This window comes from Flectobacillus roseus (assembly GCF_030056595.1).
Lineage (GTDB): Bacteria > Bacteroidota > Bacteroidia > Cytophagales > Spirosomataceae > Flectobacillus > Flectobacillus roseus.
Map to the genome: position 1 here is coordinate 538,908 of NZ_JASHIF010000002.1, position 26,286 is coordinate 565,193.

Annotated in this window: 21 protein-coding genes; 6 read left to right on the forward strand and 15 right to left on the reverse strand. The window is 35.7% G+C overall.

The annotated features are described in order from the left end of the window. Nucleotides 1-195: 195 nt before the first annotated feature. Nucleotides 196-4,344 (reverse strand): hybrid sensor histidine kinase/response regulator transcription factor, encoded by a 4,149-nt coding sequence (locus tag QM524_RS02410; protein WP_283343317.1) that lies wholly within the window; start codon nt 4,342-4,344, stop codon nt 196-198. 506 nt (nt 4,345-4,850) lie between these two features. Between QM524_RS02410 and QM524_RS02415 the strand changes: the two genes are divergently transcribed. The 3 genes from QM524_RS02415 (at nt 4,851) to QM524_RS02425 (ending at nt 10,490) form a co-directional block, all read left to right on the forward strand. Then, a complete protein-coding gene (locus tag QM524_RS02415) occupies nt 4,851-7,823 on the forward strand; it encodes a SusC/RagA family TonB-linked outer membrane protein (protein ID WP_283343318.1) in 2,973 nt (990 codons plus the stop codon). A gap of 83 nt (nt 7,824-7,906) precedes the next feature. After that, entirely contained in the window at nt 7,907-9,535 is a 1,629-nt protein-coding gene (locus QM524_RS02420) for a RagB/SusD family nutrient uptake outer membrane protein (RefSeq protein WP_283343319.1), read from the forward strand. A gap of 409 nt (nt 9,536-9,944) precedes the next feature. Beyond that, a complete protein-coding gene (locus QM524_RS02425; RefSeq protein WP_283343320.1) occupies nt 9,945-10,490 on the forward strand; it encodes a hypothetical protein in 546 nt (181 codons plus the stop codon). Nucleotides 10,491-10,642: 152 nt separating this feature from the next. Here QM524_RS02425 and QM524_RS02430 read toward each other — a convergent pair whose 3' ends face one another. Beyond that, nucleotides 10,643-11,062, reverse strand: coding sequence for a hypothetical protein (locus QM524_RS02430; protein WP_283343321.1), 420 nt, complete (start codon nt 11,060-11,062; stop codon nt 10,643-10,645). Nucleotides 11,063-11,308: 246 nt separating this feature from the next. Between QM524_RS02430 and QM524_RS02435 the strand changes: the two genes are divergently transcribed. Both QM524_RS02435 and QM524_RS02440 read left to right on the forward strand, forming a co-directional pair. Next, entirely contained in the window at nt 11,309-11,770 is a 462-nt protein-coding gene (locus QM524_RS02435; RefSeq protein WP_283343322.1) for an SMI1/KNR4 family protein, read from the forward strand. A gap of 321 nt (nt 11,771-12,091) precedes the next feature. Continuing rightward, complete coding sequence (locus tag QM524_RS02440; RefSeq protein WP_283343323.1) at nt 12,092-13,018, forward strand: carboxypeptidase-like regulatory domain-containing protein; 927 nt, start codon at nt 12,092-12,094, stop codon at nt 13,016-13,018. Nucleotides 13,019-13,081: 63 nt separating this feature from the next. Here QM524_RS02440 and QM524_RS02445 read toward each other — a convergent pair whose 3' ends face one another. The 4 genes from QM524_RS02445 to QM524_RS02460 all read right to left on the reverse strand — a co-directional run bounded on the left by QM524_RS02445 (nt 13,082) and on the right by QM524_RS02460 (nt 16,231). Beyond that, complete coding sequence (locus QM524_RS02445; RefSeq protein WP_283343324.1) at nt 13,082-13,729, reverse strand: hypothetical protein; 648 nt, start codon at nt 13,727-13,729, stop codon at nt 13,082-13,084. 256 nt (nt 13,730-13,985) lie between these two features. After that, entirely contained in the window at nt 13,986-14,759 is a 774-nt protein-coding gene (locus QM524_RS02450; RefSeq protein WP_283343325.1) for a DUF4241 domain-containing protein, read from the reverse strand. A 102-nt stretch (nt 14,760-14,861) separates the two neighbouring features. Continuing rightward, nucleotides 14,862-15,353 (reverse strand): hypothetical protein, encoded by a 492-nt coding sequence (locus QM524_RS02455; RefSeq protein ID WP_283343326.1) that lies wholly within the window; start codon nt 15,351-15,353, stop codon nt 14,862-14,864. Nucleotides 15,354-15,757: 404 nt separating this feature from the next. Further along, nucleotides 15,758-16,231, reverse strand: coding sequence for a hypothetical protein (locus QM524_RS02460; RefSeq protein WP_283343327.1), 474 nt, complete (start codon nt 16,229-16,231; stop codon nt 15,758-15,760). Nucleotides 16,232-17,137: 906 nt separating this feature from the next. Here QM524_RS02460 and QM524_RS02465 point away from each other — a divergent pair. Next, complete coding sequence (locus QM524_RS02465) at nt 17,138-17,791, forward strand: hypothetical protein (RefSeq protein WP_283343328.1); 654 nt, start codon at nt 17,138-17,140, stop codon at nt 17,789-17,791. A gap of 143 nt (nt 17,792-17,934) precedes the next feature. Here QM524_RS02465 and QM524_RS02470 read toward each other — a convergent pair whose 3' ends face one another. The 9 genes from QM524_RS02470 to QM524_RS02510 form a co-directional block, all read right to left on the reverse strand. Further along, nucleotides 17,935-18,741 (reverse strand): TIGR02452 family protein, encoded by an 807-nt coding sequence (locus QM524_RS02470; RefSeq protein ID WP_283343329.1) that lies wholly within the window; start codon nt 18,739-18,741, stop codon nt 17,935-17,937. 537 nt (nt 18,742-19,278) lie between these two features. Continuing rightward, nucleotides 19,279-19,848 (reverse strand): hypothetical protein, encoded by a 570-nt coding sequence (locus QM524_RS02475; protein ID WP_283343330.1) that lies wholly within the window; start codon nt 19,846-19,848, stop codon nt 19,279-19,281. Between the two features lie 341 nt (nt 19,849-20,189). Then, nucleotides 20,190-21,056, reverse strand: a complete 867-nt coding sequence (locus tag QM524_RS02480; protein WP_283343331.1) for a DUF7003 family protein — start codon at nt 21,054-21,056, stop codon at nt 20,190-20,192. A 389-nt stretch (nt 21,057-21,445) separates the two neighbouring features. Next, a complete protein-coding gene (locus QM524_RS02485) occupies nt 21,446-21,937 on the reverse strand; it encodes a helix-hairpin-helix domain-containing protein (RefSeq protein ID WP_283343332.1) in 492 nt (163 codons plus the stop codon). Nucleotides 21,938-22,111: 174 nt separating this feature from the next. Then, the gene (locus tag QM524_RS02490; RefSeq protein WP_283343333.1) at nt 22,112-22,618 is read right to left on the reverse strand and encodes a hypothetical protein; all 507 of its coding nucleotides are present in this window, start codon (nt 22,616-22,618) and stop codon (nt 22,112-22,114) included. 284 nt (nt 22,619-22,902) lie between these two features. Then, nucleotides 22,903-23,439: a hypothetical protein gene (locus QM524_RS02495; RefSeq protein WP_283343334.1), complete on the reverse strand. Its 537-nt coding sequence runs from the start codon at nt 23,437-23,439 to the stop codon at nt 22,903-22,905. A gap of 443 nt (nt 23,440-23,882) precedes the next feature. Next, nucleotides 23,883-24,488 carry a hypothetical protein gene (locus QM524_RS02500; protein ID WP_283343335.1) on the reverse strand — a complete coding sequence of 202 codons (606 nt, stop codon included), beginning with the start codon at nt 24,486-24,488 and terminating at the stop codon, nt 23,883-23,885. Between the two features lie 156 nt (nt 24,489-24,644). Next, nucleotides 24,645-25,427 (reverse strand): nucleotide-binding protein, encoded by a 783-nt coding sequence (locus QM524_RS02505; RefSeq protein ID WP_283343336.1) that lies wholly within the window; start codon nt 25,425-25,427, stop codon nt 24,645-24,647. A gap of 162 nt (nt 25,428-25,589) precedes the next feature. Further along, the gene (locus QM524_RS02510; RefSeq protein WP_283343337.1) at nt 25,590-26,210 is read right to left on the reverse strand and encodes a hypothetical protein; all 621 of its coding nucleotides are present in this window, start codon (nt 26,208-26,210) and stop codon (nt 25,590-25,592) included. Nucleotides 26,211-26,286 lie beyond the last annotated feature (76 nt).

The window sequence follows — 26,286 nt, forward strand, 5'->3', positions numbered from 1 at the left end:
ACAAGGCAACAGGAACAAGACAAAGAGTGTTAAAATGTTTTTAACGACCACGGACATGCATTTTTCCCATAGCCCATCGCCGAAAGCCGATACCTCAATGCCTTAGGCACTAAAATTAAACTCTATTTTGCCTACTAACTCAGGGCATTATGCCCACAGCCTACCACATATAAAATGAGTACTCATTTCTAAATTCTACTTTGCATTCTTGTGAATTTTAGCATATTCCGATGGTGCGTATTGATAAATTTGCTGGAACATTTTTCTGAAATATTTAGCATCCTCTATTCCTACAATGGTTGCCACTTCTTGCACCCTCAAATCGGTGCTGGTTAAAAGTTGCGCAGCTCGTTTTAAACGAATATCACGAATAAATTCTACCACAGACTGGCCCGTAATAGATTTTATTTGGCGATAAAAACCCGATTGACTCATAGCCATTGCTTTTACCAACTCTTGCACATTAAAATCCTGATTGCTCAAATTTTCTTCCACGATTTTCATCGCTTTTTCTAAGAAGGTTTTGGTATCATCAGGAATTGAAACAGCACTTGGTTGAAGCAATATTTGCCGTTGATAATAATCCCGAATCAACAGGCGATTGTGTAAGAGATTTTGTACTTTGGTTTGTAGTAACTGTGGATGAAAAGGTTTGGACAAATATTCATCAGCCCCATTTTCCAAGCCTTCAATTTGATGTGCTGCCGCCGACCGAGCCGTCAGTAGCACCACAGGTATGTGGGAAGTTTTTGGATTTTGTTTTAGTTTTCGACAAAGTTCCAAACCATCGACATGAGGCATCATGACATCGCTGATAATGAGGTCTGGCATCAAATGGTTGGCTTTTTCCAAACCATCTTGACCATCAATGGCGGTAAAAGTTTGATAATGAGATTCGAAAAGTTTTTGGATATATTGTCGCACTTCAGGATGGTCTTCCACAATCAGTACTTTTTGTCCATGGCTGGCATCATGGTTTGTGTCAATATTTTGGAGCGCTTGAGGAGGATTTTGCAACCAAGTAAGCTCTTTAGGTGCATTTTGCGTGATTTCTTCGGGTTTCAAATGCGCAGAACCATACGGGAGCTTTATGGTAAAAGTTGTTCCTTTTCCGATTTCACTTTGAACCAAGATTTCACCATGATGCGCTTCAACAAATTGCTTGACCAAGGACAATCCAATACCTGTTCCAACCAATTTCATGGTTTCGGTATGAGATGCCTGAAAATAAGGGTCAAATATCTGAGAAAGCGCTGAGGCTTCCATGCCAACACCATTATCTTGAATAGAAATTTCCAAATAATGATTGGATAAATGATTTTGCTCAAAAAGTGCTTTCTCGCTCGAATTCCCTACTGTTCGTACTGTCACCTGTATTTTTCCACCCGATGCAGTATATTTAAAAGCGTTAGAAAGTAAATTCGTAAGAATGATTTCAATTTTTGAAGAATCAAAAAACAGCTCGACTTCTTCTTGAGGCAAGTCAATGGTATATTCAATTTGTTGTTCTTCAGATTTTAACTGGAAAATCAACAGAATTTCACTCAACATTGGAATAATGTTGTCTTTACTTGCCGAAATAGAGATATGTCCCGATTCTACTTTTCTGAATTCTAATAACTGATTGACCAAATCATACAACTTTTTACTTTGTTGATGAACTAATAGCAATTTGCTCCTAAATGGACTTGGCATAGTAATCATTTCCTCCAAAGGTCCTAATATTAAGGTTAATGGTGTTCTTAATTCATGCGAAACATTCGTGAAAAAACGAAGTTTTAAGTCTGTTAATTCCTTTTCTTTTTCAGTTTTGTAGGTTTCTAACGAAAGCTCATTCTGTAGTTTTTGATGGCGCAAGGTGATTTTACGATACAAATACAAACCAGCGATAATCAATCCTAGATATAGGAGATACGCCCACCAAGTTTGATACCAAGGCGGTAAAATATGAATCGTAACGGTTTCAATTTTAGACCATTGCCCTTCGCCGTTATACGCTTTTACGTAGAGTTTGTAATAACCAGAGGGTAGATTGGCAAAATTCGCAATACGGGCATTTGAGCCTACATACACCCATTGCGAGTTATACCCTTGAAGCTTGTAAGCATAGCTTGTCTTGGCAGGGTTGGCAAAGTTTAGTCCTACAAATTCAATCGAAAAGTCATTTTCATTGGCTTGAATTTCAAGTTCATCGAGTTGGTTAAATGGCGCTGGCAGTATTACTCGGTGGTTGATTTCTTCACCAATTTGTACCGTTTGGTTAAAGATTTTTAGATTAGTAAAACGAACCGTTGGCGCCTGTAAACTTGGTTGGATTTTTTCGGGATTAAAATACGTAACGCCTTTGATTCCGCCCAAGTAGAGAATACCTGAGGCATCCTGATAGGCAGCACCGACTTTAAAGGAATTACTCTGAATCCCATCAGCTACGTCATAATGTATCCATTGTCCTGACTTTGGGCTATATCTTCCCAGTCCAGAGCCTCCAATCCAGATATTTCCTTGTTTATCTTGCAAAATACCTTCTACATTCGATTCAGGAATATTGATGCGTCTGACGAGGTATTGGCCATTTTTTAGAGGCTCGATTTTGTTTAAGCCACCACCAATAGTCCCAACCCATATGGCTCCTGAAGGATCTTGGACTTTTTGCCAAGCAAAGTTGACGCTCAAGGAATTGGGATTGTTTTCTTCAAAACTAAATTTTTGTAATAACTTAAGCCCATTAGTTTGAATCTGAAATAACAAAACACCCATATCCCTTGTACTTGCCCAGATTTGCTCTTTGGTTTTGTCATACAAAAGATGGGTGAACTGACGAGCCAGCAGATTATGGTTGTTAGTCGAGTATATATTGAGGACTTTTCCTGCTTTGTCAAGTTTTAAAATTCCATATTCGAAAGTAGCAATCCAGATAAAGCCGTCTGACGTTTCGATAATACTTTCAATACTGGTGGAAGGAATCGGTAAATTAATTTTTTTTAAGGCACCATTTTGTAACACATACAACCCATTATAGCGAGTACCCACCCAGAGTGTCCGCTTGGTATCCATCAAGAGTGTTGAAACATCCGTGCCTGTGGCGTCGCCGTTGAGCTCACGATTGGCATAGTTGGTATAAGATTTGGTGTCAAAATCGTATCTCGAAAAACCATTTCTGGTACCTATCCAAAGCCAATTATGCTGAGGGTCTTTTAATACCGCATTGACATAATTGTTGGGTAGGGTAGGAGTTTGGAAAAATCGACGTTGAAGATTTTCGAAAGGCTTTCTTTTCAAATCGACCTTATTCAAACCACCTGCCGAAGCTGCTAACCACAAAATATGGTTTGCGTCTTCATATACCTGATGGACTCTTCCAGAATTGATACTATTAGGATTGTCGTCTTTGGGTAAAAAGAGTTGGGGTTTGTTTTCAAGCACGCGAATAGGCTCTCTAATGTCCTCCCAGCAATAAAGTCCAAAATTGGTACCCACCCACAAACGATGAAACGAATCGATGCTAATACATTCCATATCCTCGATAGAAGTGGAGGCTTGGTGTAAGGTGAAATTCTTAAACTCTTTTTGTTCAGCAGGACTGATAAAGTACAATTTTGTATCTGCACCAAGCCATAAATTGCCTTTGCTATCAAATTGGATCGCACGAACTGTTTCGCTTGGGAAAGGTGCTTTTTGAGCCTGTGTTTGTTGGGAAGATGATAGGAGAAACAACCCTTGGTTTACCGTGGCAATCCACACTTGTTGTTTGGAATCTAGTATAACCTCATTGGCCGTATATTGTAATTGATTTCCTAAAATAGCAACCCTAGTAATTTTTTCTAATACCTGATTATTGCCAAGGGTTAGCACAAATACCCCGTCACGCGAGCAAGCATAAAGGTGATTAGATTGGTCGGTGGTAATCGACAAAATGCTGGCTTTGCGAAGTAATTGTACTGTCGATTTATCAACGGCAGAACTAAGGTTTTCTGAAATATTGACAAACTTATCTTTATTGACATCATAATAGCCAAGCCCAGCGCGCTCAGCGCCATACCATAAAGTACCGTTGTTTTGTTTATGGAAAACTTGAATTCGATTAGAGGTTAGTCCATTCAAAGGATTTACTGGTAACTTATATTTCTTTAACTCAAAGCCATCATATCGGGCAATTCCGTCGTTGGTACCTACCCAGATAAACCCCAAATTATCCTCTACTACGCACATGGCGTCGCTATGTGGCAAGCCCTCATTGATGGTGAGGTGTTCAAACTGAAACTTGCTTGTGCTAATTTGAGCGCATGACTCATTGCGTACCAAAGCCATCAGCCAAAGTACCATTACAAATTTTACTACATTCATACTTTTACATTCAATCGTCTACCTACCATTAGAACTGTCGGAAGGGATCCAACTATTTCAGATTGGGGATTTTTGATTTCTAAGAAAAAGGTTAAATACCCTTATTTTTTTAGAAGTGAAAAGCTTACACTTCCGAAATCCAACATCCGATTTCCGAAATAAACAGTTATAAAATCCTTCGAACAGTCATAACACAGAATCATATTAATAAGAACAAGATGCAGAAGGACTACTGAAGTTTTAGATAAAAAAACTGATTATCTAATAAAATTGTGTAAAAATAACACAAATAAGGTTTCTGTGATTTTCTCCCCCGTTTTTGACGAAAAAAGCCCCCGTCAAGCCCAGTACCACCCTGTAGTTTTGTATTATTCAAATGTAGGATTTACCCATTCTTAGATAGATAGCAAGTATTTCCTCAAATTCTTCTAAATAATAAAATCCCAATCAAACGCTAGGAGCCTATGAAAATCAAATGGTTACTATTATGTAGTCTAGTGCTTAGTATGGAAAATCTACAGGCTAACAACCTTGTAGCTAGCTCTACTAATGTCAAGTCTACTCTCGGCGCTAATACGCTAAAAGAAAAAACAATTACTGGTCAGATTACCGATGAAAAAGGCGAAGGCTTACCAGGGGCAAGTGTGGCTGTAAAAGGTACAAGTATTGGTACTAATACAGATTCGAAGGGAAATTTTACCCTAAAAATTGATGACTCGAAAGAGGCTGTGCTAGTGGTGACGTACGTAGGATTTACTACTCAAGAAACTACGGTAGGTGGTCGCTCGGTCGTAAATGTTCAGTTGAAATCTGATACTAAATCTTTGGATGAAGTAGTGGTTGTGGGATATGGTACTCAAAAGCGTTCGGATATTACGGGTTCGGTTGCATCGGTTCCTAAAAACAGATTATCTCAACTTCCTGTTACCAACGTAATGCAGGCTGTTCAAGGTTCTGTGGCGGGGGTAAACGTTTCACAATCTTCTTCAATTCCAGGTGCTGAACCTTCAACGATTGTACGTGGTCAAAACTCTATCAATGCTAGTTCAGGTCCTTTTGTAGTGGTTGATGGTATTCCTTTGAGCAAAACTGGTGGTTCATTAAACGACATCAACCCGAATGACATCGAGTCGATGGAGATTTTGAAAGATGCTTCTGCAGTAGCAATTTATGGTACAAACGGTGCGAATGGGGTCATTTTGATTACGACCAAACGTGGTAAAACAGGTAAGCCATCAATCCGCTATAGCAACTACACAGGTATCGAAGAATTCTCTCATGTGCTTCGCCCTCGTAATGGTGCTGAATACCTACAGAAATATAAGGATTATTTAATCCAAACAGGGCAAACTCAAACCAGTCCTGTGCCAAACTACAACGAGTTGACGAACTATAATAAAGGTATCGAAACAGATTGGTTAGGATTGGCAAGTCAGACTGGTATCATGCAAAACCACAACTTGAGTATTTCGGGTGGTACGCCAAATATCAAATACTTTATCGGTGGTGATTACTTGAATCAGAAAGGGGTAATCAAAGGATACCAGTATAAAAGAATTAGTTTCCGTTCGAACTTAGATATCAACGTAACGGATTTCTTGACAGTAGGTACTTCGTTATTTATCAATAATAACAATTACGATGGCGGTCGCACCAACTTGTTGAATGCTTCTGCGATGAGTCCGTATGGTCAGATTTATAACAACGACGGTACTTATACGATTTATCCGATGTTCCCAGAGCAGTTGTATACCAACCCAATGTTGGGCTTAACAACTAGTCGTGTGGATGGCAATACCAACTTGAATGGTAATGCTTATGGTGAAATTAAGTTTGGTGGAAAATTGAAAGGATTGAAGTATCGTATGAACCTAGGTTATTCTTTTATTCCTAAACATACAGGTTCATATACGGGTCGTCAAGCAAATGATTTATTAGGTACAGCGAACTCTTTCTATTCGCAAACCAACAGCTTTACCTTGGAGAATATCCTTTCTTATACAAAAGACTGGGATAAACACCACTTAGACTTGACAGCGCTTTATTCTGCCCAACAAAGAGAATACAATGAAGCCTCAGCAAGAGCAACAGGTTTTGTGAATGATGAATTAGGTTTTAATTCAATTGGGGCAGGTGCAACTCAGTCAAGTTCTTCTTATGCAGATCGTTATGGTTTGAACTCACAAATGTTACGTGTAAACTACTCATATGACAGCCGTTATTTGTTTACAGTAACTGCTCGTCGTGATGGTTCGTCGGTATTTGGTGCGAATACTTCAAAATACGGTTTGTTCCCATCAGTAGCCTTAGGTTGGAATGTAATGAATGAAAATTTCATGAAAAACAATCGTACTATCAATAACCTGAAATTGCGTTTGTCGGTAGGTCAATCTGGTAACGAGGCTATTTCGGTATATCGTACGATTACCACTAACAACATTGTTCGCGAGCCATTCAATGGTTTGAGTACCATCGGTGCTGTTGCAGGTAACCTTGGTAACGGTAATCTTCAGTGGGAAACAACCTTGAGCCGCAACATCGGTGTTGACTTTGGAATCTTTAACAATAGAATTAATGGTAGTTTGGAATTGTACAAAAACAATACTACAGGTATTTTATTGCAAAGAAGTTTACCAATTGTAACAGGGTATTACAACGTATTTGATAACCTTGGCGAAACTTCAAACACAGGTATCGAATTGACTTTGAATACTCGTAATGTAACCAAAGGAGATTTCAAATGGGAAACAACAGTGGTATTTGCTTCTAATCAAAACAAAATTGTAGACTTATACGGTGATAAGAAAGATGACTTAGGAAACCGTTGGTTTATTGGTCAGCCTATCAGTGTTATTTATGATTACAAATTGGCTGGTGTTTGGCAAAAAGGCGAAGATGCTTCTAAGCAAGACCCAGGTGCAGTAGCTGGTGATTTGAAATTTACGGATGTAAATGGCGATGGTAAAATCACTGCTGAAGACCGCGTTATTTTAGGACAAACTGCTCCAAAATGGACAGGAGGTTTGACAAATACATTCCACTACAAAAACTTTCACTTGAATGTATTTATCCAAACGGTTCAAGGCATTACCCGTAACAACAACGATTTGACATATGCTGATGAAACAGGTAAGAGAAATACGCCAGTCGATGTAGGATATTGGACTGCTGAAAACATGAGCCAAACACGTCCTTCATTGGCATATAAAAACCCAAGAGGATATGGATATGCTTCTGATGCAAGTTTCACCAGAATCAAAGATGTAACCTTGAGTTATGTGTTTACGCCAACTATTTTGGATAAACTAGGTTTGGGTGGCTTGACGGTATATGCAAGTGGACGTAACCTTTACACATTTACCAACTGGATTGGTTGGGACCCAGAATCTGCACAATCGCAGAGAGGTTCGGGCGACTGGACAAACAACTACCCATTAACTCGTCAATTGGTATTGGGCTTGAATGTTAGTTTGAAATAAACGTAAAGTTTGCCTGTAGCTTTTTGAAGACAAAATGGAACATTTATGCTCTTTGTCTAAATCCTAATTAAAATTTGATTTCCATGAAAAAACTAAAAAATATAGCTTTATTGGCGCTAGCACTTGGTACGGCCGCTTGTAAAGATTCCTTTTTAGCAGAAAAGCCTTTTTCATCATATACTCCAGCAACACTCAATGACTCGCTCGGTGTAGAGGCTTCTTTGGTAGGTTTGTATAACCACACTAGTACCATTTTTACTTGGTCTGACCGTCAGGGATGGGTAAGCGTTTGGCAAGTTGGAACCGACGTAGCCAATGCAACAGCTAACCAAGAAGGTATCGAAATCCCATATTATAACTACAACTTGTTGACACCTACCGACGGTGCAGCAGCTCGTACTTGGGATAGAAACTATATCTTGATTAACCTATCAAATATCATTATCAACTCATTGGATTCACCAAATTTGAAGAATATTACTTCAGTTGGTAAAAATAAAATGAGTGCTGAAGCGAAGTTTTTCAGAGCGTATGCTTACAATAACTTAGCGACTTGCTTTGGCGGAGTGCCTTTGTTGACACAAGCCTTGACTGCTCCTAAAACGGACTTTACGCGTGCTTCTATTGATGAGGTAAACAACCAAATCGTAGCGGATTTGACTTTTGCTGCCACAAATTTACCTGATATTGAAGACGTAAAAAGCAATACAAAAGGGAAGTTGTATGGTCGTGCCAATAAATTTATGGCGATGCAATTGTTGGGTGAAGTGTACTTGAGAATGGGTAAACCTGAGTTAGCAGAAACACAGTTGAAAGCAATTATTGACAGTGGTAAATTCAAATTAGTGAAAAACAGATATGGTATCAAAACTAGTTTGAAAGGCGATTATTACTCGGATATGTTTGTGTATGGTAACCAACGTCGTAGCCAAGGAAATACCGAGGCACTTTGGGTATTGGAACAAGAAAACCCAAGTAGCGTGGTAGGTGGAAATACAGGTAGTGCACAGCAAAGACGTGTTTGGGGCGCAGCCTATCATAACGTAAGAGGTATGTCTTTGTCAGATTCTACAGGTGGTCGTGCTTTGGGTCGTTTGAGATTGAGTAACTGGGTTATTTACAACTTGTACAAAGATGGTGATATCCGTAACTCTTCAAACAATATCCGTCGTCGCTATGTGTATAATGACCCTGCACAGACTGCTACTTATGGCAAGCAAGTACCTTATGCAGGAACTGATACCTTGTTCAATTTGGCGCCACATACTACAAAGTGGTATCAGTTTGACCCTAATGATACTTTTGGTTTTGCCATGATCAAAGACTTTGTGTTGATGCGCTTGGGCGAAACATACTTATTATTGGCTGAAGCTCAGGTACAACAAGGTAAGTTGCAAGATGCAGCCAATACCATCAATGTATTGCGTGCAAGAGCATTCCCGAACTATCCAGCACAAGGACAAGTGTCGGCAAGTGATATGACATTGGATTTTATCTTAGACGAAAGAGCGCGTGAATTAATCGGAGAAGAAAATCGTCGTATGACTTTGATGCGTACCAAAAAATTGGTGGATCGTGTAAAACGTTTAAACGCCAACAGCGCGGTTAATCCAGTTCAAGGTATTGCAGACAAACATTTGTTATTGCCTATCCCTCTTACTGAGATTCAATTAAACAAGGATGCTGTGCTTCAGCAAAACCCTGGCTATTAAGTCTTAATGCTGAAGTATGAGTTGTGAATTTTGAATTACCGATATTTTACGCTCAAAATTATCAAAACTTATTAAGCCTTAATTCTGAATTATGGCAAAACCTATAGTATTAAGAGAGCGAATACTTCATGGGCAATAATTCAACTTTAGCTCTCTGCATCCCAAATTTCTAGATGGCGCAAGCGAAAGCTTGCGCCATTTTTTGTTACATCGAGCTAGTTCAAGTATCGAACTAGTTCAAGTCTTCAGACTTGGACTCACTTTTTCCAAAGTTTTAAACTTTGCTGAAGGATAAAATCGTGTAGAGTTTTATCTTTATTCTTTTTGAAAACTTGATCAAAAAGAATAAAAGCAAAGACATAAACTAGCAGAAAAAAATAATATGAGTTTCATTTTAACAATTTGAATTATGATTCCCAAAGAAGACATAATGCTATATCCAGAGGCTTTTGATATTGACTGGTTCATTGTTTTTAAAGATGGTGAAGTTGCTCAATTTTTTTCTTCTGGCGGAGAAATCCCTAAACTCATTTTAGAACATTATGAGGATTTGCCCGCTATTGCTAACTATCTCAATCAGCTACCACCAACTACAAATAGTATTGAAAATACATTTACAAGTAAACTCTTCCACGAGGGTAATAAAACATTTGAACAAGTTTCGAGAAAAGGGATCCTTGTTTATGACCGTCTTGAAATCGTAAAGGATTCTGGTTCAGTTTATTATTTGCTCTCTTTTCCTGAAACTGTTTTAACGGTTGACAATTTGCCTTTTGAGATAAAAAAGCTTTTAACGAAAGTGCAAGTTCAAACCAAATACAGTCCTGACTTGTCGTATTTTGATACAGAACTCATGCAATTAAGTAAGGAAAAGCCTAGCAATTTTGAATTTCCTCTTCAGAAAAAAACAATATTGGGAAACATATTTAAGAATTTAAAACATTGGCTTTCCTAGTTCAAATCTTCAGACTTGGACTCACTTTTTCCTAAGTTTATTACTTTGCTGGAGGAATAAAGTGTTTCAAATGGTTATGGTTTTGTGTATTCAAGTTTGAAAACTTGATGAAAAAATAGGTCCAAGTCACAGACTTGAACCAGTGATATATCTTACTCTTCCTTCAAAGCTTTATTTCTTAAGCTTACTATTCTGCTGTTTAGCGTTTTAATGTAATAGTATCTATATTGAGGAATCGAAATGTTCTTGTAGAAGATATGTGTCAAATCTTTATATTCAATTACATCGGCAGATTGGTAATTGCTTACTCCAAACAATCTACTTCCATAAAACCGATAGACATAACCTTTTGAAATAATGCCCCAAAGTGTGTCTTTTGATATTTTTTCTTTGGTCCCATCAGCATATTTTACCGAAATATATCTGCCAAAGGGATTAGTACTGATGAAAGTAATATTTGTTGTGTCTTTTATTTGGGCAAATAAATCAGAGCTTTGAAATAATAATTTATTTTGCTGAGCATTAATTCGAACACTAATCAAAATGGCGATACAAAAGGTGTTTTTTTTCAAAGATATTAATGTTCAGATGAGATGCTTTTAATAAGTACTTAGTATTGTAAGAAGCATTATAGATAGTATTCTATACACGGCATCATCATGAAGATTGTAATTCAAAGATGTTAATTCCTAATAAAGTAAACAGTTTTACTACTGGTGTAAAACATCCAGGATTACAAGCATCATAAAAAGTAAAATAGATAAAGATTCTTTTGATCATCCATTAATTTCACACTCTAAAATAAATGACTTATGTCAATGAAAGAAGTAGAAAAACTATTGAAGAAAGCTGAAATCATTCAAAATGATTTAGTTACCAATATAAAAATTGCAAGTGTTGAAAAAATAATTAACACGAAAATTCCTGAATTTTATTTGAATTTTTTGCAAAAAAGTAATGGATTTGTTACAATAAACTCAAAAAAGATTTTTCAAGAAATTCCTAAAAATAGGATTGATTATTTTGGAACATTTGACTCTATTTCAAATTTAAGTTCTAACTATAATAACTTACGAACAATTTCTGAAGAATTCGATATAAGTATAAATACCAAAGATCTATTAATTATTGGTACTACTATGAATGGTGTTGCAAGTATTGCCATTGGTATTAGTGAAACTAACAAGGGACATATATATTGGCTTGATGGAAGTGACTTGGATGATATAATCTTTATAAAAATTGCTGATTCATTGCATGAATTTATAGAATTGTTGTGAGTATGAATTAGTACTAGATTCCTATCTAGTATCAATTCAAAGTATAATTCAGATCCTTCATCCCTCAAATGATCCAATTGTTGAAGTTACCATTCAGATCTCCTAGTTCAAATCTTCAGACTTAGACTCACTTTTTCCAAAGTTTATTACTTTGCTGGAGGAATAAAGTGTTTCAATAGGTTATGATTTTGTGTATTCAAGTTTAAAAACTTGATGAAAAAATAGGTCCAAGTCACAGACTTGAACCAGTGGTCGTGATTTTCTTCGTGCTAGAAATACTATTTTTGAAAGGCTATACGTTTTCCGATAAAAACTCATTCTATGCCATTTCTAAAACCGTTGCTTTTGGTCTTTCTACTTTCCCTCACATTTCATCCTTCTTTGGCACAAAACATTGTAAAAATACAGGTGAATAATGCCCAAAAAACCAATGAGCCTATTGTTGGTGCTACAGTTCAGATTATCGGAAGAAAGTATTTTATGTTGAGTAATGAAGAAGGTTTTTTTGAGCTTGATCAAGCTATTATTCATAAAAATGATAGTCTCCAAATCACTTGTATCGGTTTTCAATCCAGAACTATTGCTATTGCAGATATGTTGCACAATCCTCATGTGTATCTAAGAGAATTAGTCACGGAATTAGAAGAAGTGAAGGTACATGGGAGTGAAACGTTTAACATTATAATAGGAAATGTCGACAAAAAGGGAGGAAACTCTTTGAATTTATCTTTCGGAGACAAAGTGGCTTTATTTATTCCAAATTTGGGAATAGAACATGGTTATATCTCTAGGTTTCGATACTTTGCGAAAGCCGTTTTTGGTTTGGAAGACCACTTTACCGAACCTTTTTTGATTCAATTATACTCGGTAGATTCCGTTCATGGTAACCCTCATAAACCATTATTAAAAGAGGCATTGTTACTAAGAGCCAGCAAAAGTAACAAATGGAATGAGTATGATTTATCGCAGTATGGCATCCAAATACCATCGAATGGGATTTTTGTATCAATTAGTTTATTAACCCAAGAGGAGTATGATTATCAAGAAAAGTATATTTCGACCTATTCGGTTCTTGAGCAGCGGCGTGTTTCTATTAAAAAGGTAATTTCACCAAAAGTATCTTTTTCCAAAAATGTGTACAAAAACCTGCATAACTGGATTTGGAGGTATAAATCCTCAAAATGGTCTGAATTCCCATCATCATTGGGCACCTTTATGCTTGGATTGGAGGTGCAGGTTTATGAATAGATTGCATAAGATCAATTAGTTGGTAAAATAAGTTGTAATACCTTTACCACCATTATCTCTAAGTTATTTGCTCTGACTTTCGTCAAGTCTGTGAATATTTTGTTTTAAGAGTTCCAGTGCTTCATGAAGGTTGTCAACGTTGATTTGGATGTTTTCATGGTCTGGTGGTAGATTGATGGAGTATTTTTCTTTTATTGGACCTACAGGTATCGGTGCGATACACAAATAATTGCTAAAACCAATTGCGCGGTCACTAAAACATAATTTGCCTAGACTTAGGTAAGGATACATTTTGGCAAGGATTGGATCTTTTTTGGCTTGTTCTAGAATTTGAGTGCATGTGTCAAAATGAAATGCTTCAGAGGAATACTCTCGTTTAAAAAAGGAATTTTTTACTTCATTCCATCTCTTCGGTAATTTCTTTCCTTTCCTCACCTCTGGGAAGCCCTCAAACAATTCAACCTCTTGAAAAAATGGTTTTATTTTATATACGGGTAAATTCTGCCCCAACCATAAATCTATTAATTCGGCTACCGTTTCAATCTTTGTTGTCAAAACCCTTGCTTGGCAAAAGTCTTTCTCAGACATAGCTAGTGTTATTCCCTTTTTACAAAGTTCAACAGAGATGTCACGGTTCTTTGAATGTGCAAATGCACAATTGTCAGGCAATTGATTTCTTTCCCATTGTCCCAATGAAACAGAAGAGTTCATTATATTTAGGTGCTGTTGTATTTCGAAAGATAGGTTCATTTAGAATCGTAGATATGGGATAGAGGCTCATGTAGGTAGGGTAATTGAATTCCGTTTGCCGACATCTCCGCAATTAATTTAAAATATCAAGTTGAATACTAAAGTTACGATTTGTTCGTCCAGCCCCTAAAACAGCTTGAAATGGGAATTTGCTATTGTACGTCACTTGCATGAACTCCAGTATTGTAGGTAGGCTATCTTTCTCAACGTGTAGCAACTATTTTTTCTTATTTAATTTCCACCATTCAACAAGACCAAAATCGGTTAATACCTGACATACATTTCCTTTATTGTCAAAGCCAATGTATGTTGCATAACAACCGTCACCATAGCCAGTTGAAAATGTTGCAAGGCTGTGTCCATCAAAATCATGGATGTATCCTGTGTCGCCATATTTCTGAGCTTTTGTGATGAAAGCGTTTTCCCATTCTGAATGGTCCTTTTCATTAAAACTTTTGTTAGCAACGGAGTCAATAAAAATTCCGGCTCCTGCGTCAACATTATAACAATAAATGCTGGTACCTTTTAATGGAATTGGCTTTTGTCCTTTTTGCAAGGCGAAATCCCATTTAGAAATTCTCTTGTCCGAAAAAACAATTCTACTGAATGCGACTCTTTCATCATTATGAGTTTTTGCCATTGCAAGCTGAACAGAAAAATTACCAATAGGGAGTTTTTTAGTAAATGGCAAAGCGTCTTGCATCAAAATTGGGTCGCAAGCAATTAATTTGCCACTCTCAATTTTTATTTTGCCTATTTCAAGCTTATAAAATTTATAGCTAAAGTCTCCTGTGATAACTTTTGTATTGCCTACAAAAGCAGCTTCAAATATATTCGGATATGCTGTTGACTTTAAGGTAGTAATAATAATCGGTTTATCCCTGTCGGGTTTACTATCGTTTGTCGTTATGCTACTATTGCTTGGTTGCTTATTGTTGTTATAAGAAACAAGAATAGTCAATGTAGATATAATTGCTATGATTGATTTCATAAGATTATGTATAATGTTATCTGCTTTGTGTTTGTACGGGTTTCCGAGCATAAAGCTTCAGGTTGGCACGTCAATTTGCCTGAGGCAAAACCTATTTGTTAGTTATTCTCTCCTCCTTACTTCCTTAATATTCTCCATTGTAATGGTCAATCCGTCAGCTGTATGGCTGTCTGGAATTGTTTTGTCAAAGAAAAATCCAAGTCTATCGCCTAAATAACCCGTCGGATAAAAAGTATGATGTCCTATATCACCGTCCATTGTTGTGATGGAAAATGTCTTGCCAGAGCCAAAGAACTGAATGATTTGAATATTGTCTTGATAGGTCTTACCAATTTCAAATCCCAGAAACCTTTTTGATTTTAGAACTCTTTTATAGAATCTTATTCCGTTGATTTCTTGGCCTAAAATACCTGACCAGCCAAAAGAATTTGGAGCTTTAAATATTCTGTCATCCACATTGGAGATAGTGGATGAACTAACGGTAATATTTGATTGAGCAGCTTCAAGTGTCAAGTCTCCTTGAGGGTTTGTCAAAAAACACTTTTGTCCGTTTGATAAAGTAAATTCCCATTCGGGGGAGTGCAAAACAAACATGTCTGGATCTACAGTCGTTCAGTCACCGTTTAGATTATAATGAAACGTTGTTTCTATGTACTTGATGTCAAAAATAATCTGTCCGAGCAATTTTGAAAATGTCTGTATCGTATTTTCGTCGTTCACTACAATCTTGGTTATGTTTTGTTGAGTGGATTTTCCTTATTGTCGCCAATAGATAGGGGTTCTAGATTGGTGATTTCTCTTTCTAAAGGTATCAAAAATATTTTTCATCCTTAAGGATGCAAGACCTTAAAACCTGTTGTAACAATCAAATATATCGAAATGAAAATAGACTTACACTCAGTGTAAAACCTCCATTTAAGCGCTTTAAAGGGGCAGTATGTATATTTGGTAGAAGTAATTATATAAAAATGAGTGGTGAAATAGCTACGCTACTCGTGTTATTTGGTGTGCCATTTTTGTATTTCTTCTTTGTATTTAACAATATTAATTTGCTCATTTTGAATAATATTGCTATCCTTAATTATTTTCCCAAATGTTGATTTTGAGTAAATTTTTATTCGCTTCGCGGGAATTTCTATTACAAATATGGAATCAAATAGTGCTCCGCAATGTTCACTCCAGTAATCTTTTTCAAGAATTATTTTGTTGATTTTTTCCTCCTCGTCTAAAAAGTATCTTCTAGTAATTTTCCCACATTCAGGATTTGAATTGAACTCCATACCTATTATTTTTCCATTTTTCATATAGGCATAGGAAGGATGCAAAAAATCTCCATCATGTAAAACTGAATCTGACTCCGAAGTGAAATTTTTAAATTCTTTTTCAAATTCACGAGATTGTAGAAATATTGAATCACAACTCATCGAAATGAAAAGAATAAATATCAAGGTTATACGTGCAAATCTTTTCATTCAAATTTTGATTTCAACAATTGATTTTTCCTAGTGTGAGTTCTTGTATTCCTGATACGCTAATTCATTAAGAATTGCCCTTATGGAGTTACAGTCAAACGCAAATTTTTGATGATTTTACCTTAGTAATAAGGTCATTATGTATTATGTCCAACAGCTATAACAAATGGTTTTATGAAATTATACGTTTCATCATCGCCGTTTACATTGTTAAACGCTTAAATTACCATTTGGTGCCTCCATATCCTTGTAGGTAACGGACAAAGTGTTGCTTTTTGGTAGAATTCTGAGCGTAAATGCCCAGATTATTATTAAAATATTCTTCTACCTACAAAGCTCTAATTTTTAACAGTACATCGAGAAGAAATTAACTGAATTATTATTTTTCTCCAAGTGTGTTATTCCATTCATAAATTCCTCCACTGTTAAAGATATTGCCGATAAGAAATCTGTTGAGAAATTTGGTTAGAGCAGCGGTCATGGTTTGGTCAGGGTAACTTCCATTGAATATTACTGATTAAATTCGAAAATAATGATATTAACTTAAGGTATTTTCATTTTTAAGGAGTGGGAAAGATTAAACTAATAGTATAACTGAGGCAAAATTTGACTATAACCTTTTGATTATGAATATCTTCAAGCACACCAATATACTGTTAACTAATAACCTTTTCCTACTTAACAAATAACGGTTTTCAATATTTACATATGGAAAACATATTGAAAAGTATACTCCATTTCTATCAAAAACTGCTTCATAAATATTTGAAGTGACATTGAAGAGTACTATCCGTCTCTTATGAAAGCGAAAGGAGGTCCTTCTATCATAGTGTTCTGAGCGTTAACGGGTGAAACTAGGTACCAAACAAAACGATCGCAAACGGAAAAATAAGTCACCATTAAAATTTGGATAAAGCCATTTTGGCTGTCATTGTAGAAGAAAAAATAGATACGAACAATTTAATCGTAAACATAAATTTAATCAAAATGAAAAGAACTTTAGTTTTAGGAGTACTTGTGGGATTCATAGCTTGCAATCAAAAAAATAGTAACGAGAAGGCAAACACGATAGATAATAAGAAAATAAATAGTTTGCTAGAAAAGATGTATAGTGAAGATGGACACAATGACGTGCTATTGAATGACACAATGATTTTTTCTAAAGATATCGTAGTATTAAACATGCGATGTGATTCTATAACTCAAGCTGATATACGACGAATTGCAAGAAGCAATCATCCTACAGATAAACCACTTTCGAGAGAAGGAAGTAGAGTTTCTTCATTACACGAAGGAGTAACAGATTTTAAAATCAACAATATAAAATCCGTAAATGATAAAACTGAGGTGACTGTTACTTTGTCTAATAAAAATTATCCGACTCAAAAACAATGGATTGAGAAAATTATATTTACCGACCAAAATGGTTTGAAAATTGAAAATATTTATTTTAACCAAAATATGTTACACACCACCGAGCCAAACCTTAAAAAATCTTTAATAAATTTTATTAAACAAATTGATCAACAACCTGATAATAACAAAAAAAATAGCCAATAAATGTAGCTATTGCACAACTCATTTTACCTGAAAATCCTATTACTAAATACCCATTCGGACCTCCTTTTATGACATATAATAAGAGGCCGAATGGGTTTAATTAAAATGAGTAGTCTGACCACTACCCAATTTAACAAACGCTTTTACTTGTTAAACTTGTCCAGAAAGGGTGTAATGAATTTTTCATTGTCAGCATAAATTCCAAAGAAAATATTGTCAAATACGCTTGCGAATTTACCATCAATAACCTCTTTAAAATATCTGGAAACTTCTTCAGGTGAGTTTCTAAAGACACCGCATCCCCAAGCTCCAAGCACTAAATTTTTATGTCCATGCTCAATGGCAATTCTAAGTACTTTTTCAATTCTTCGTTTCATTACAATCTCAATTTCAGGTTCCAAGTGAGGTTCTCTTTCTCTGAGCACTCCTGCATTAACGGCAGGAGCTGTGATGATAGATACAGTACAAAAATTCTCTAAGCACTCACCTTCTTCATTCTTAATTATCGGTACCTCTGGACTATAAATCATATAATCCGTATATAATGCCGAAGGAGTGTTTCTGTTAGTAGTGTAATATTCTTCCGCATTCAGCAAACAAGGATATAGCCCTGTGGCGCGTGCAATACTCTCTTCTTGAGCGGAACTTCCATTTAGAAACCCGCCGCCTGGATTTTTTGCAGAAGCAAAATTCAAACAAAGGATTTTCTCATGTCCTGCCTCAAGCATTTTTCTTACGACATTCAACGTAGTATCATTTATAACCTTGTAGTTTGTCTCTTTATTTGGAGTATTTAAAATGTCTTTTCCGATTAGGCTATCGGTATCCTCTGGACGGTATAGTTTGGTATTGTCTTCAGAATACTGTTGAGCTATTTTGATTAAAATATTTTCTCCTAAGGCATTTGTATAATATCCTTGCTTCAAAATACTCAAAGTATCTTCAGCCATTTTCTTCTTATTTTCTCGGTTCATGTCTCGGTTTTAGTTTTTTACTAGTGTGAAGTGCTTTGTGTACAGGTGAGTTTTCTAGCACAAATTCCAAATTTATGGAGTATTAATGCCGAATTGTGATTGCTGAATTGTGAATGTAAAATTCTGATTATCAATATTTTATTATTCAATTTGTAAAATATGACTGGTTACTGGACAAAATTGAAAATACTAGTTCAAGACTTAGTCTTGGACTCATTTTTTAACAGTTTGAAACTGTTTTTACAAAATTCAGTGAAAAAGTCCAAACACCTGAATCGCACTTTCTCATTTTGTCCAGTAATCAGAAAATTTGATTTAGGCTGTTGGGTTTAGGCACAGGGTAAATAGTTTTAACATGTTTTTTAGTAACTACAGATATATTTTTGCCGAAATCCAATTGCTGAAAGTCGAAAGCCAAAAATTAAATTCTATTTTATCTACAAACTTAGCAATACAAAGCTGAAATTTCATGCGTCGACCAGCCTGATTCAGAATCCTTGTAGGCACAAGTTTTTATTTCAATTTGTACCAAATCCCTAGGCTCTTTAGTTGCTGTATATGATCTTCAATTGGTGTTTTCTTGTCCAATGAACCGTAAGATATCTCTTTGTCACCAGCTTTAAAATTAACCTGTCCTTTACAAGTCAATGCCGTCAAAACTACCTTGTTGGCCTCTCTCTTTTGTGTCCTAATGAAATACTCAGGTTCAACTTTTCCTGTGGTATCGGTTTCAGTTTCCATATTATATTCTATGTCAACCTTTAAAGAGTCGTATTGTAAATAGACTTTGTCATTGTCGATATGATACGTTCCTTTGGCTATTTGTTGATCGGTAACACAATAAGAGATTGTTACAAAGTCTTTGTTATTGAGAAACAGTATGTTAGATGTACAACAATCACAAGCGCCAAATGCCTCACAAGTAGTAGTGTCTAAATCAGGAGCAAAAAAGTACACTTTTCCCGCTAAATTCTTAATTAGCGTAACCTTTTTAACTTCTGTTTTTAAGTTGCTAGTCTTTGTATTACAGGCGATTAGCCCAATGAAGAATATTGATAGTAGTAAGTTTCGTAGAGTTATCATAGGCTCGGTGTTAAATTTAGGGGCTTTGTTAGAACTTTAAATTCAGGTGGATTACGGGGGCAAAACTATGAACTTATACTGAACTTGAGTAGAAGCACTAAGCTCCAAGTTTGAAATTTCCTTGGTAGATGTAAAACCTCAAGGTCTGAAATTTATAAAACTAAGTAATCGTGCAGAATAAGATTTAGGTTATGGTTTTAGGGACAAGGCAACAGGCACAAGTCAAAGAGTGTTAAAATAATTTAACGACCACGGACATGCATTTTTTCCATAGCCCATCGCCGAAAGCCGATACCTGAAAGCTCATTATTTTGCGTACTAAATTATCTTCTGTTTGTCTATTACATATTTCCTGAATCTGTCCAATTTGTCCAATGTGTATTGGGTGCTAAGGTTGGTTTATATTGCATAGGGTCATTTGCTACAATAACTTTAGCAATTAGTTGCCAGGTTTCGTATGAACTAGGTCTGTTGTTTTTCCAAATTTTTCTATTTCCACCGTTGTTTAACATTTCTTGATGTCTTACTGCTTGTGCGAAATTCTCAAAGGTCATTCCACCCAGTCCAGTTAAGTTTTTATTGAGCTCAAAAGTTTGGCGTAAATGCTCGTCTGTCATGGTGGGTGAAATTTGTAATTGAAAGTCTTTATGAAACCATTCGTCCAGCACCAATATTTTTTTTAAATCTTTCGGAATAGACTTATATAGTTCATTGTCAGTTGCACGAAAGAGGTCAGGGTTTTGTGAAACGACCAGCCTTCCAACTTCCTCAGCACTTATTTCATCTGCTTCATATTCTTTTAGTTCAATACCCGCGTTCAAATAGTCTTCTTGATGGTGACTTAAGGAAACTTGTTGTCCACGAACCAACCAAAAAATCGCATCTGATTTTAAGGTTTCACCATCAATTGTTTCATTGAAGTTATCGAAGTCAATTGGGTCAATGCTGTAACAGTTTGTAGGTCTTTCATTGTAAAATTCAAGATTTTTCAAGCAGTTGCCATAATAATTGATGTCAAGTACAATTGCTCCAGCTCTTGGATTATAGCCAAGCCTTTCGATCGCAATTGCCCAATGGGCGTTGTCGCCACGAAAGACATTTAATCTTGTGTCTAGAAGGTATGAGTAGGGGTGTCCAAGTTCAACAAAAGAGCAATAATATCCATCATTGGAATGGTCAAGCGTATTCAATATATCTTCTTCTGTCATTTTCTGAGCGTATGGTTTTACAATAGATGTTTATGTATTTCAATTCTGTGAAGACGAAGATTTTACCACTAAAATTCATTAGGTGCACAATGCTTGGGTTTAGGACTTCGCTTTGTTGTTCTCGGCTGTAAAGCTCAAATATATAGAAATAAACATAGACTTCTATCTTGTCGACAACCTTTAATTTTACCTTGAAAAAATGTCTAGAAATGTGTGTTCTAATGATACACAAGGAGGTGATAATTTCCGACCAAAAATGTATTCCCAAGTCAGTTTGGATCGGTAGGTATGTCTCTACATAAAGCACTGAATTTTATGTGCTTCAAGTTTCAGATTTTTTTCCGTAAGAGGATACGTAGCGGAATTGAGTTGTGCAAAAGGTTTGGAGGTTAGTGGCTGTCGTTTCGTTTATATCCAATTGTTTCAAACCAAGGTTTTTGGGGTCTGCTTGTTGGATAACCATTCTCGGCGCCAAACTTTTTTCTTTCTTCGGTAAAGTCCCACCACATTTTTTTCGGGTCGTTTGTATTGGCAAAATTTACCACTAATCTGAATTGGTCTTCAACGCAGGGGTCAATCCAATAACCTTTTTTTAGTTCGTATTCGTCGGTCAGTTCTGCTCCGTCTTTGTTTTTTAGTTCGTTTAGCGAATAGTAACCTAAAAACACAAGGTCTTCGGTAAATTTTATTCCGATAGAAGGAACAGTTTGAAATTCTGCTAAGGCATACATTTCTTTTGCTCGTTCGGCAGTAGCATTTAACAGTATTGCCAATTCGTCGGGTGCAAAGTCGAACACATTGGCAATTTTGATTTTGTTCTTTCTCAAATTTGCTTTTTCAATGTCTGTCAGCGGAAGTTTTATGGTTGATTTACTTTTCATCTTTGGCAAATTTAGCAAATGAGCGTTATGGTATCCAAAATAATTCCCTGATTTCAAGTTGTTTGTAAATATTCAAAACGCTCCCTTCAGCCGAGGCAAATATATGGATTGCCTTCCAAAGTTGAGTATTATTATGTCCTTTTCTACTTGACAGAAACCCATATAATCCTGTCGTTATTCTACTTCGCCTATGATGTATTTACGACCGATTAATTCGAACTTTTTTGTAACATTCCAAAATGCAAACCCACTTTTTCCAGTCGGAATTTTCCAGTAAACAATTTGACCGTCTTTTTTTCTTAGACCAAACTCAGCAATATAACCGTCTGTTTTAACTCCAATATGTAGTCTAGAATTTCTATATACATCTATAGATTCATAGCCAGTATGGTTTTTGAATTCAGAATACGTTAGTGCTTGAATACTATCCTTTTCAAGATAAATGAAGCGTCTGGTCGTACATATAACTATATTTCCACTATCTTTTTTCAATACTAACACAGGAAGTTCAGTATCGATTGAAAGGGCATTGATTACTGTTTGTTCGTCTGAGAAGAGTTTGTCAAACAAAGTGAATTCCTCCTGACCATTAAAATGGTCAATAGTCTTTCCATGATATACTAAGAACCAATGGATGATTTGGTCTTTGATTTCCTTGTCTGTCTTTTGAAATGTTTCCATTGTACTTGTAATGAGGCCTAAAGGCTTTACCTTGTGCCTAACTCAAATATATAGAAATAATCATAGACTTCCATATTGTGTTGAACCTTTAATTTTATCTTGAAAAACTACCTAAAATGTGTGTTTTAAATATTTGAAGCGCTTCAAGTTTGAGATTATTCTCTGACGAAAAAAAATAGACCTCCTTTAAATGGCTTTAAAAGAGGTCTGGATGTTTATGCTGTAGGAGGGTTTTTAGGGGAAATGATTTGCGAAACAGCTACTGCTTGTTAGCAGTAGTTATTCTATGGCTTACCATTCTTTTTCAACCACGATAACCATTCTTCTTCTAATTTTTCGTTGAATTTGTTGTTTACTTTTTGAAAACCATTTTGCTTTCTGACAATGTATGTAACGTCAAGTTTTTGACGAAGTTCTTTAAGTAATTCTTTATCATTTTGGTTTGTTGAATTACTAATCTCTTCTATTTCCTTATTTAGGAAGCTTATTTGTTCATTGAAAAACAACTCCTTTTCGTTATTGTCTAATTCTTTAATTTTACTTTCTATCTCTAAAAACAATTTATTCCTATATTCTTGGTAATTTATTTTGAACTTTTCACAAGATGCTTTTTCTTTTTTATTTGCCTTTTCAATCAAGAGCTGTTCGAGTAATTCTTCGTTTTTTGATTTGCCAATTTCTTCCTTTATACTCGTAATGTGCCAGCCTCCACAGAATAGACAAAAGTAGCTTCGTTCTGGTGCGTATCCTGCTTCTTTTCTGATTTCTTCTTGGTTAAATGCAATAAAATTATCTGCCTTTTTTTCTGAATCAAAAAGCATCTTTGTTTTTCCACAATCGTTACAATAAACTCTATTTTTCGTAGGCTTCATATGCTATTGTCATGATATAATTGCCGATAAAGTTTTCGGGCATTGCGTTTGGGGGCTTATGAAACCCTAAGCTGTCTACCAGCACCAACCTTTATTAATTGCTACAATGTTTTTATTCGCAATGTCCGTCCACTAACACTAAACCCATATGCCTGTTGCACAACTCAAATATATTGAAATAATCATCGACTTCTATCTTGTGTAGAACCTTTAATTTGTACATTGAAAAACTACCTGAAAATGTGTGTTTTAAAGATGTGAAGTACCTCAAGTTTGAGATTATTCTCTGAGGAGTAAAAAATAGACCTCCTTTAAATGGCTTTAAAAGAGGTCTGGATGTTTATTCTGTAGGAGGGTTTTTAGGAAAATGAGTTGTGGAACTGCTACCCATGTTAGCTGATGTTTTTTCCATTTTCTATTAGTTCCTCAAAATTGTCAAATACATACCTTTTATTTGTCCCAATTCCATATTCACCAAGTTGAAATTTTTTCAAGCCCAAATCATTTTCAACTACAAGTATTTCATCTGTCAAAGGGCAGTTTACTTCTCCATTATTCACTTCAATAGCTGAAAAAATTAAAAAACTGTTTTCAGTTCTAATTTCGATTTCTTGTGGTACAAAATATTTTCCCCAATTCGATTTCGTCCAATAAATTATCGTACTTGTAATTTGTCGTCCAACAATTTCAGAAGGATAAACAACAGGTTTTTTATCTTCAACGTTTTCAAAATCAGTCGTTTTACCAACTAAAATATTCAGTCCATTATAATTTTTACCAAAGAAAAAGTTGCCTAAACTATATGTATGTCCTAAAATTTCAATTTCGATTGCATTTAAAAGGCTTTTTCCGTATCCGTTTGGCTGTTCATAAAAATCAAGGTCATCTTCGTCCAAATAAAAAATAATTCGTTCGATTTTTTGTCCAACGAAAGTCTGACAAGTCTTAAATAACTTGTAATATTCTTTTCGTTCCTCTGTTGTCCAAGGTTCTTTCATAAAATATCAGCTAACGGTTCGACGCTTTGCGAAGGCGGGTTTTTTCAGTACTAAACTTCATTAGATGCACAAAGCTTTAATTAAGCACTTCACTTTCATAGAAGCACGAAACTCCCGCTTTTGCAAAGCGCCTGTTACCTGTAGTTATTCTTTCTGTCATAGTATGTCATTTGCGTCAACGGAAATTCCTAGTGCTTTTAATTCCTTAACCAAGTCGAACTGCCACTTTCCTGACTTGTCAAAAGGAACAAACAATACACCACTATAGTCAGAAGGAATTTCAAAGTCGTTCTCTTGCTCATGTAATGCTAAAACCCTGTCTCGTCCCAATTTGCCAATGAAATATCCTAGTTCAAAAATAACATTTTGTCTTGCCCTATATTTCGCATTTTCAGGCTTCTCGCTTTTGTTGTATGAAATGTCATCTGCTGATAAAAGGACTACTGCAAAAGAAACTTCAGAGTTGTCTGTGAATTTTTCAATGATTGTCTTTCCCTTGCTTGGTTGCTCATGTAATATAATTGGATTAAGTTTCAACTTCTCAATTGTCCTTGCAACAGCTAATTTCATTTCTTCATTGTGTCCATGAACAATAAAGACATTATTAGAATTCGGAGAAGATTTGTCAGCTAGTTTTTTCGGCTCGTTAATAACTGTATCTAATTGCAGGTCTTCTGCTATAACATTTAAGAGATTTATCAATTGCTTTTTCCCACTGTTAAAGCTGCTTTCAAACACACTGTCAGGAGTTCCCGATGTCCAAATGCCAGGTGAATATCTAATAGCTTTTAGAGATTTCAAATAGTGTGTGCTGTCACCAAATATTTTTCGTAACAGCATTTCTGCTCTTTTTTCAACTGCATCATGTTGTCCATTTCGATAAGCAATTTGTTCTGCTTGTTTTATCAAGTCCTGAATAAGTTCTATGTTTTTACTCATGTATGTATGCGTTATAATTACTGGTACCGTTCAAGGCTTGGCGATGGTGGGGCATTTGAAAAACGTCAGCCGAAACTTTGCACAAAAGCCAAATAAAATTACTAATGTTGAATTTACAACTGTCTGACCCACTATGGCCAATACGATGTTGGCATTAGTTGTTCAACATATTCTTACCATTTTGATTACCAATTCTTTTGTAATATCAAATAATGTTCTATTGGCATATGCAATAATTGTGTCTGTCGTTGTAGAAATTTCCGTTAGTTTAACAGGCTTTGATGTGCTTAAAACTACTGTATTGCTCTGTATGTTTAAATTTGAACTTGTTAGTAGTAGGTCAAAAACATACCTGTCTTTCCGATTAAATGGTTTTAACGTTATATCAAAAGTGTTAGTCTGGTTTGTCAAAGTTGGTTCATTGCTAATTTCGACTTGATGATGTCTGTCTTTGGTAGTTGTCTTATTTTGGATAAAGTTGTTTCCAGCTTGCAAAGAGATTCCAAATACAAATTCAGAGTAATCAGCTAAACCTGAATTAATAATTTCTATTGTTCCGGTATATAAGTTAGAGAATTTGTAGTCAGTAGTTCCATCATTAAGTGTGATATGTGTTGATGCAATTGATGTGTTTGCAGAATTGTAGAAAGGTTTCAAGTCAATTGAATAGCCTACAGGTTGTATTCTATTTCGCCTATTGTCAAAATATTGTTTTATCAAAGCACCAAAGGCACCACCGCTTAAAAAACCAGTTGCAACCTGTATCCAATTTATTTTGTCCATGTGAAGTTTACTTATGCTGTCTGTTTTCAATTACTACCAACGTTAAAGCATTGGCGATGTGTCGGTATTCAGTGTT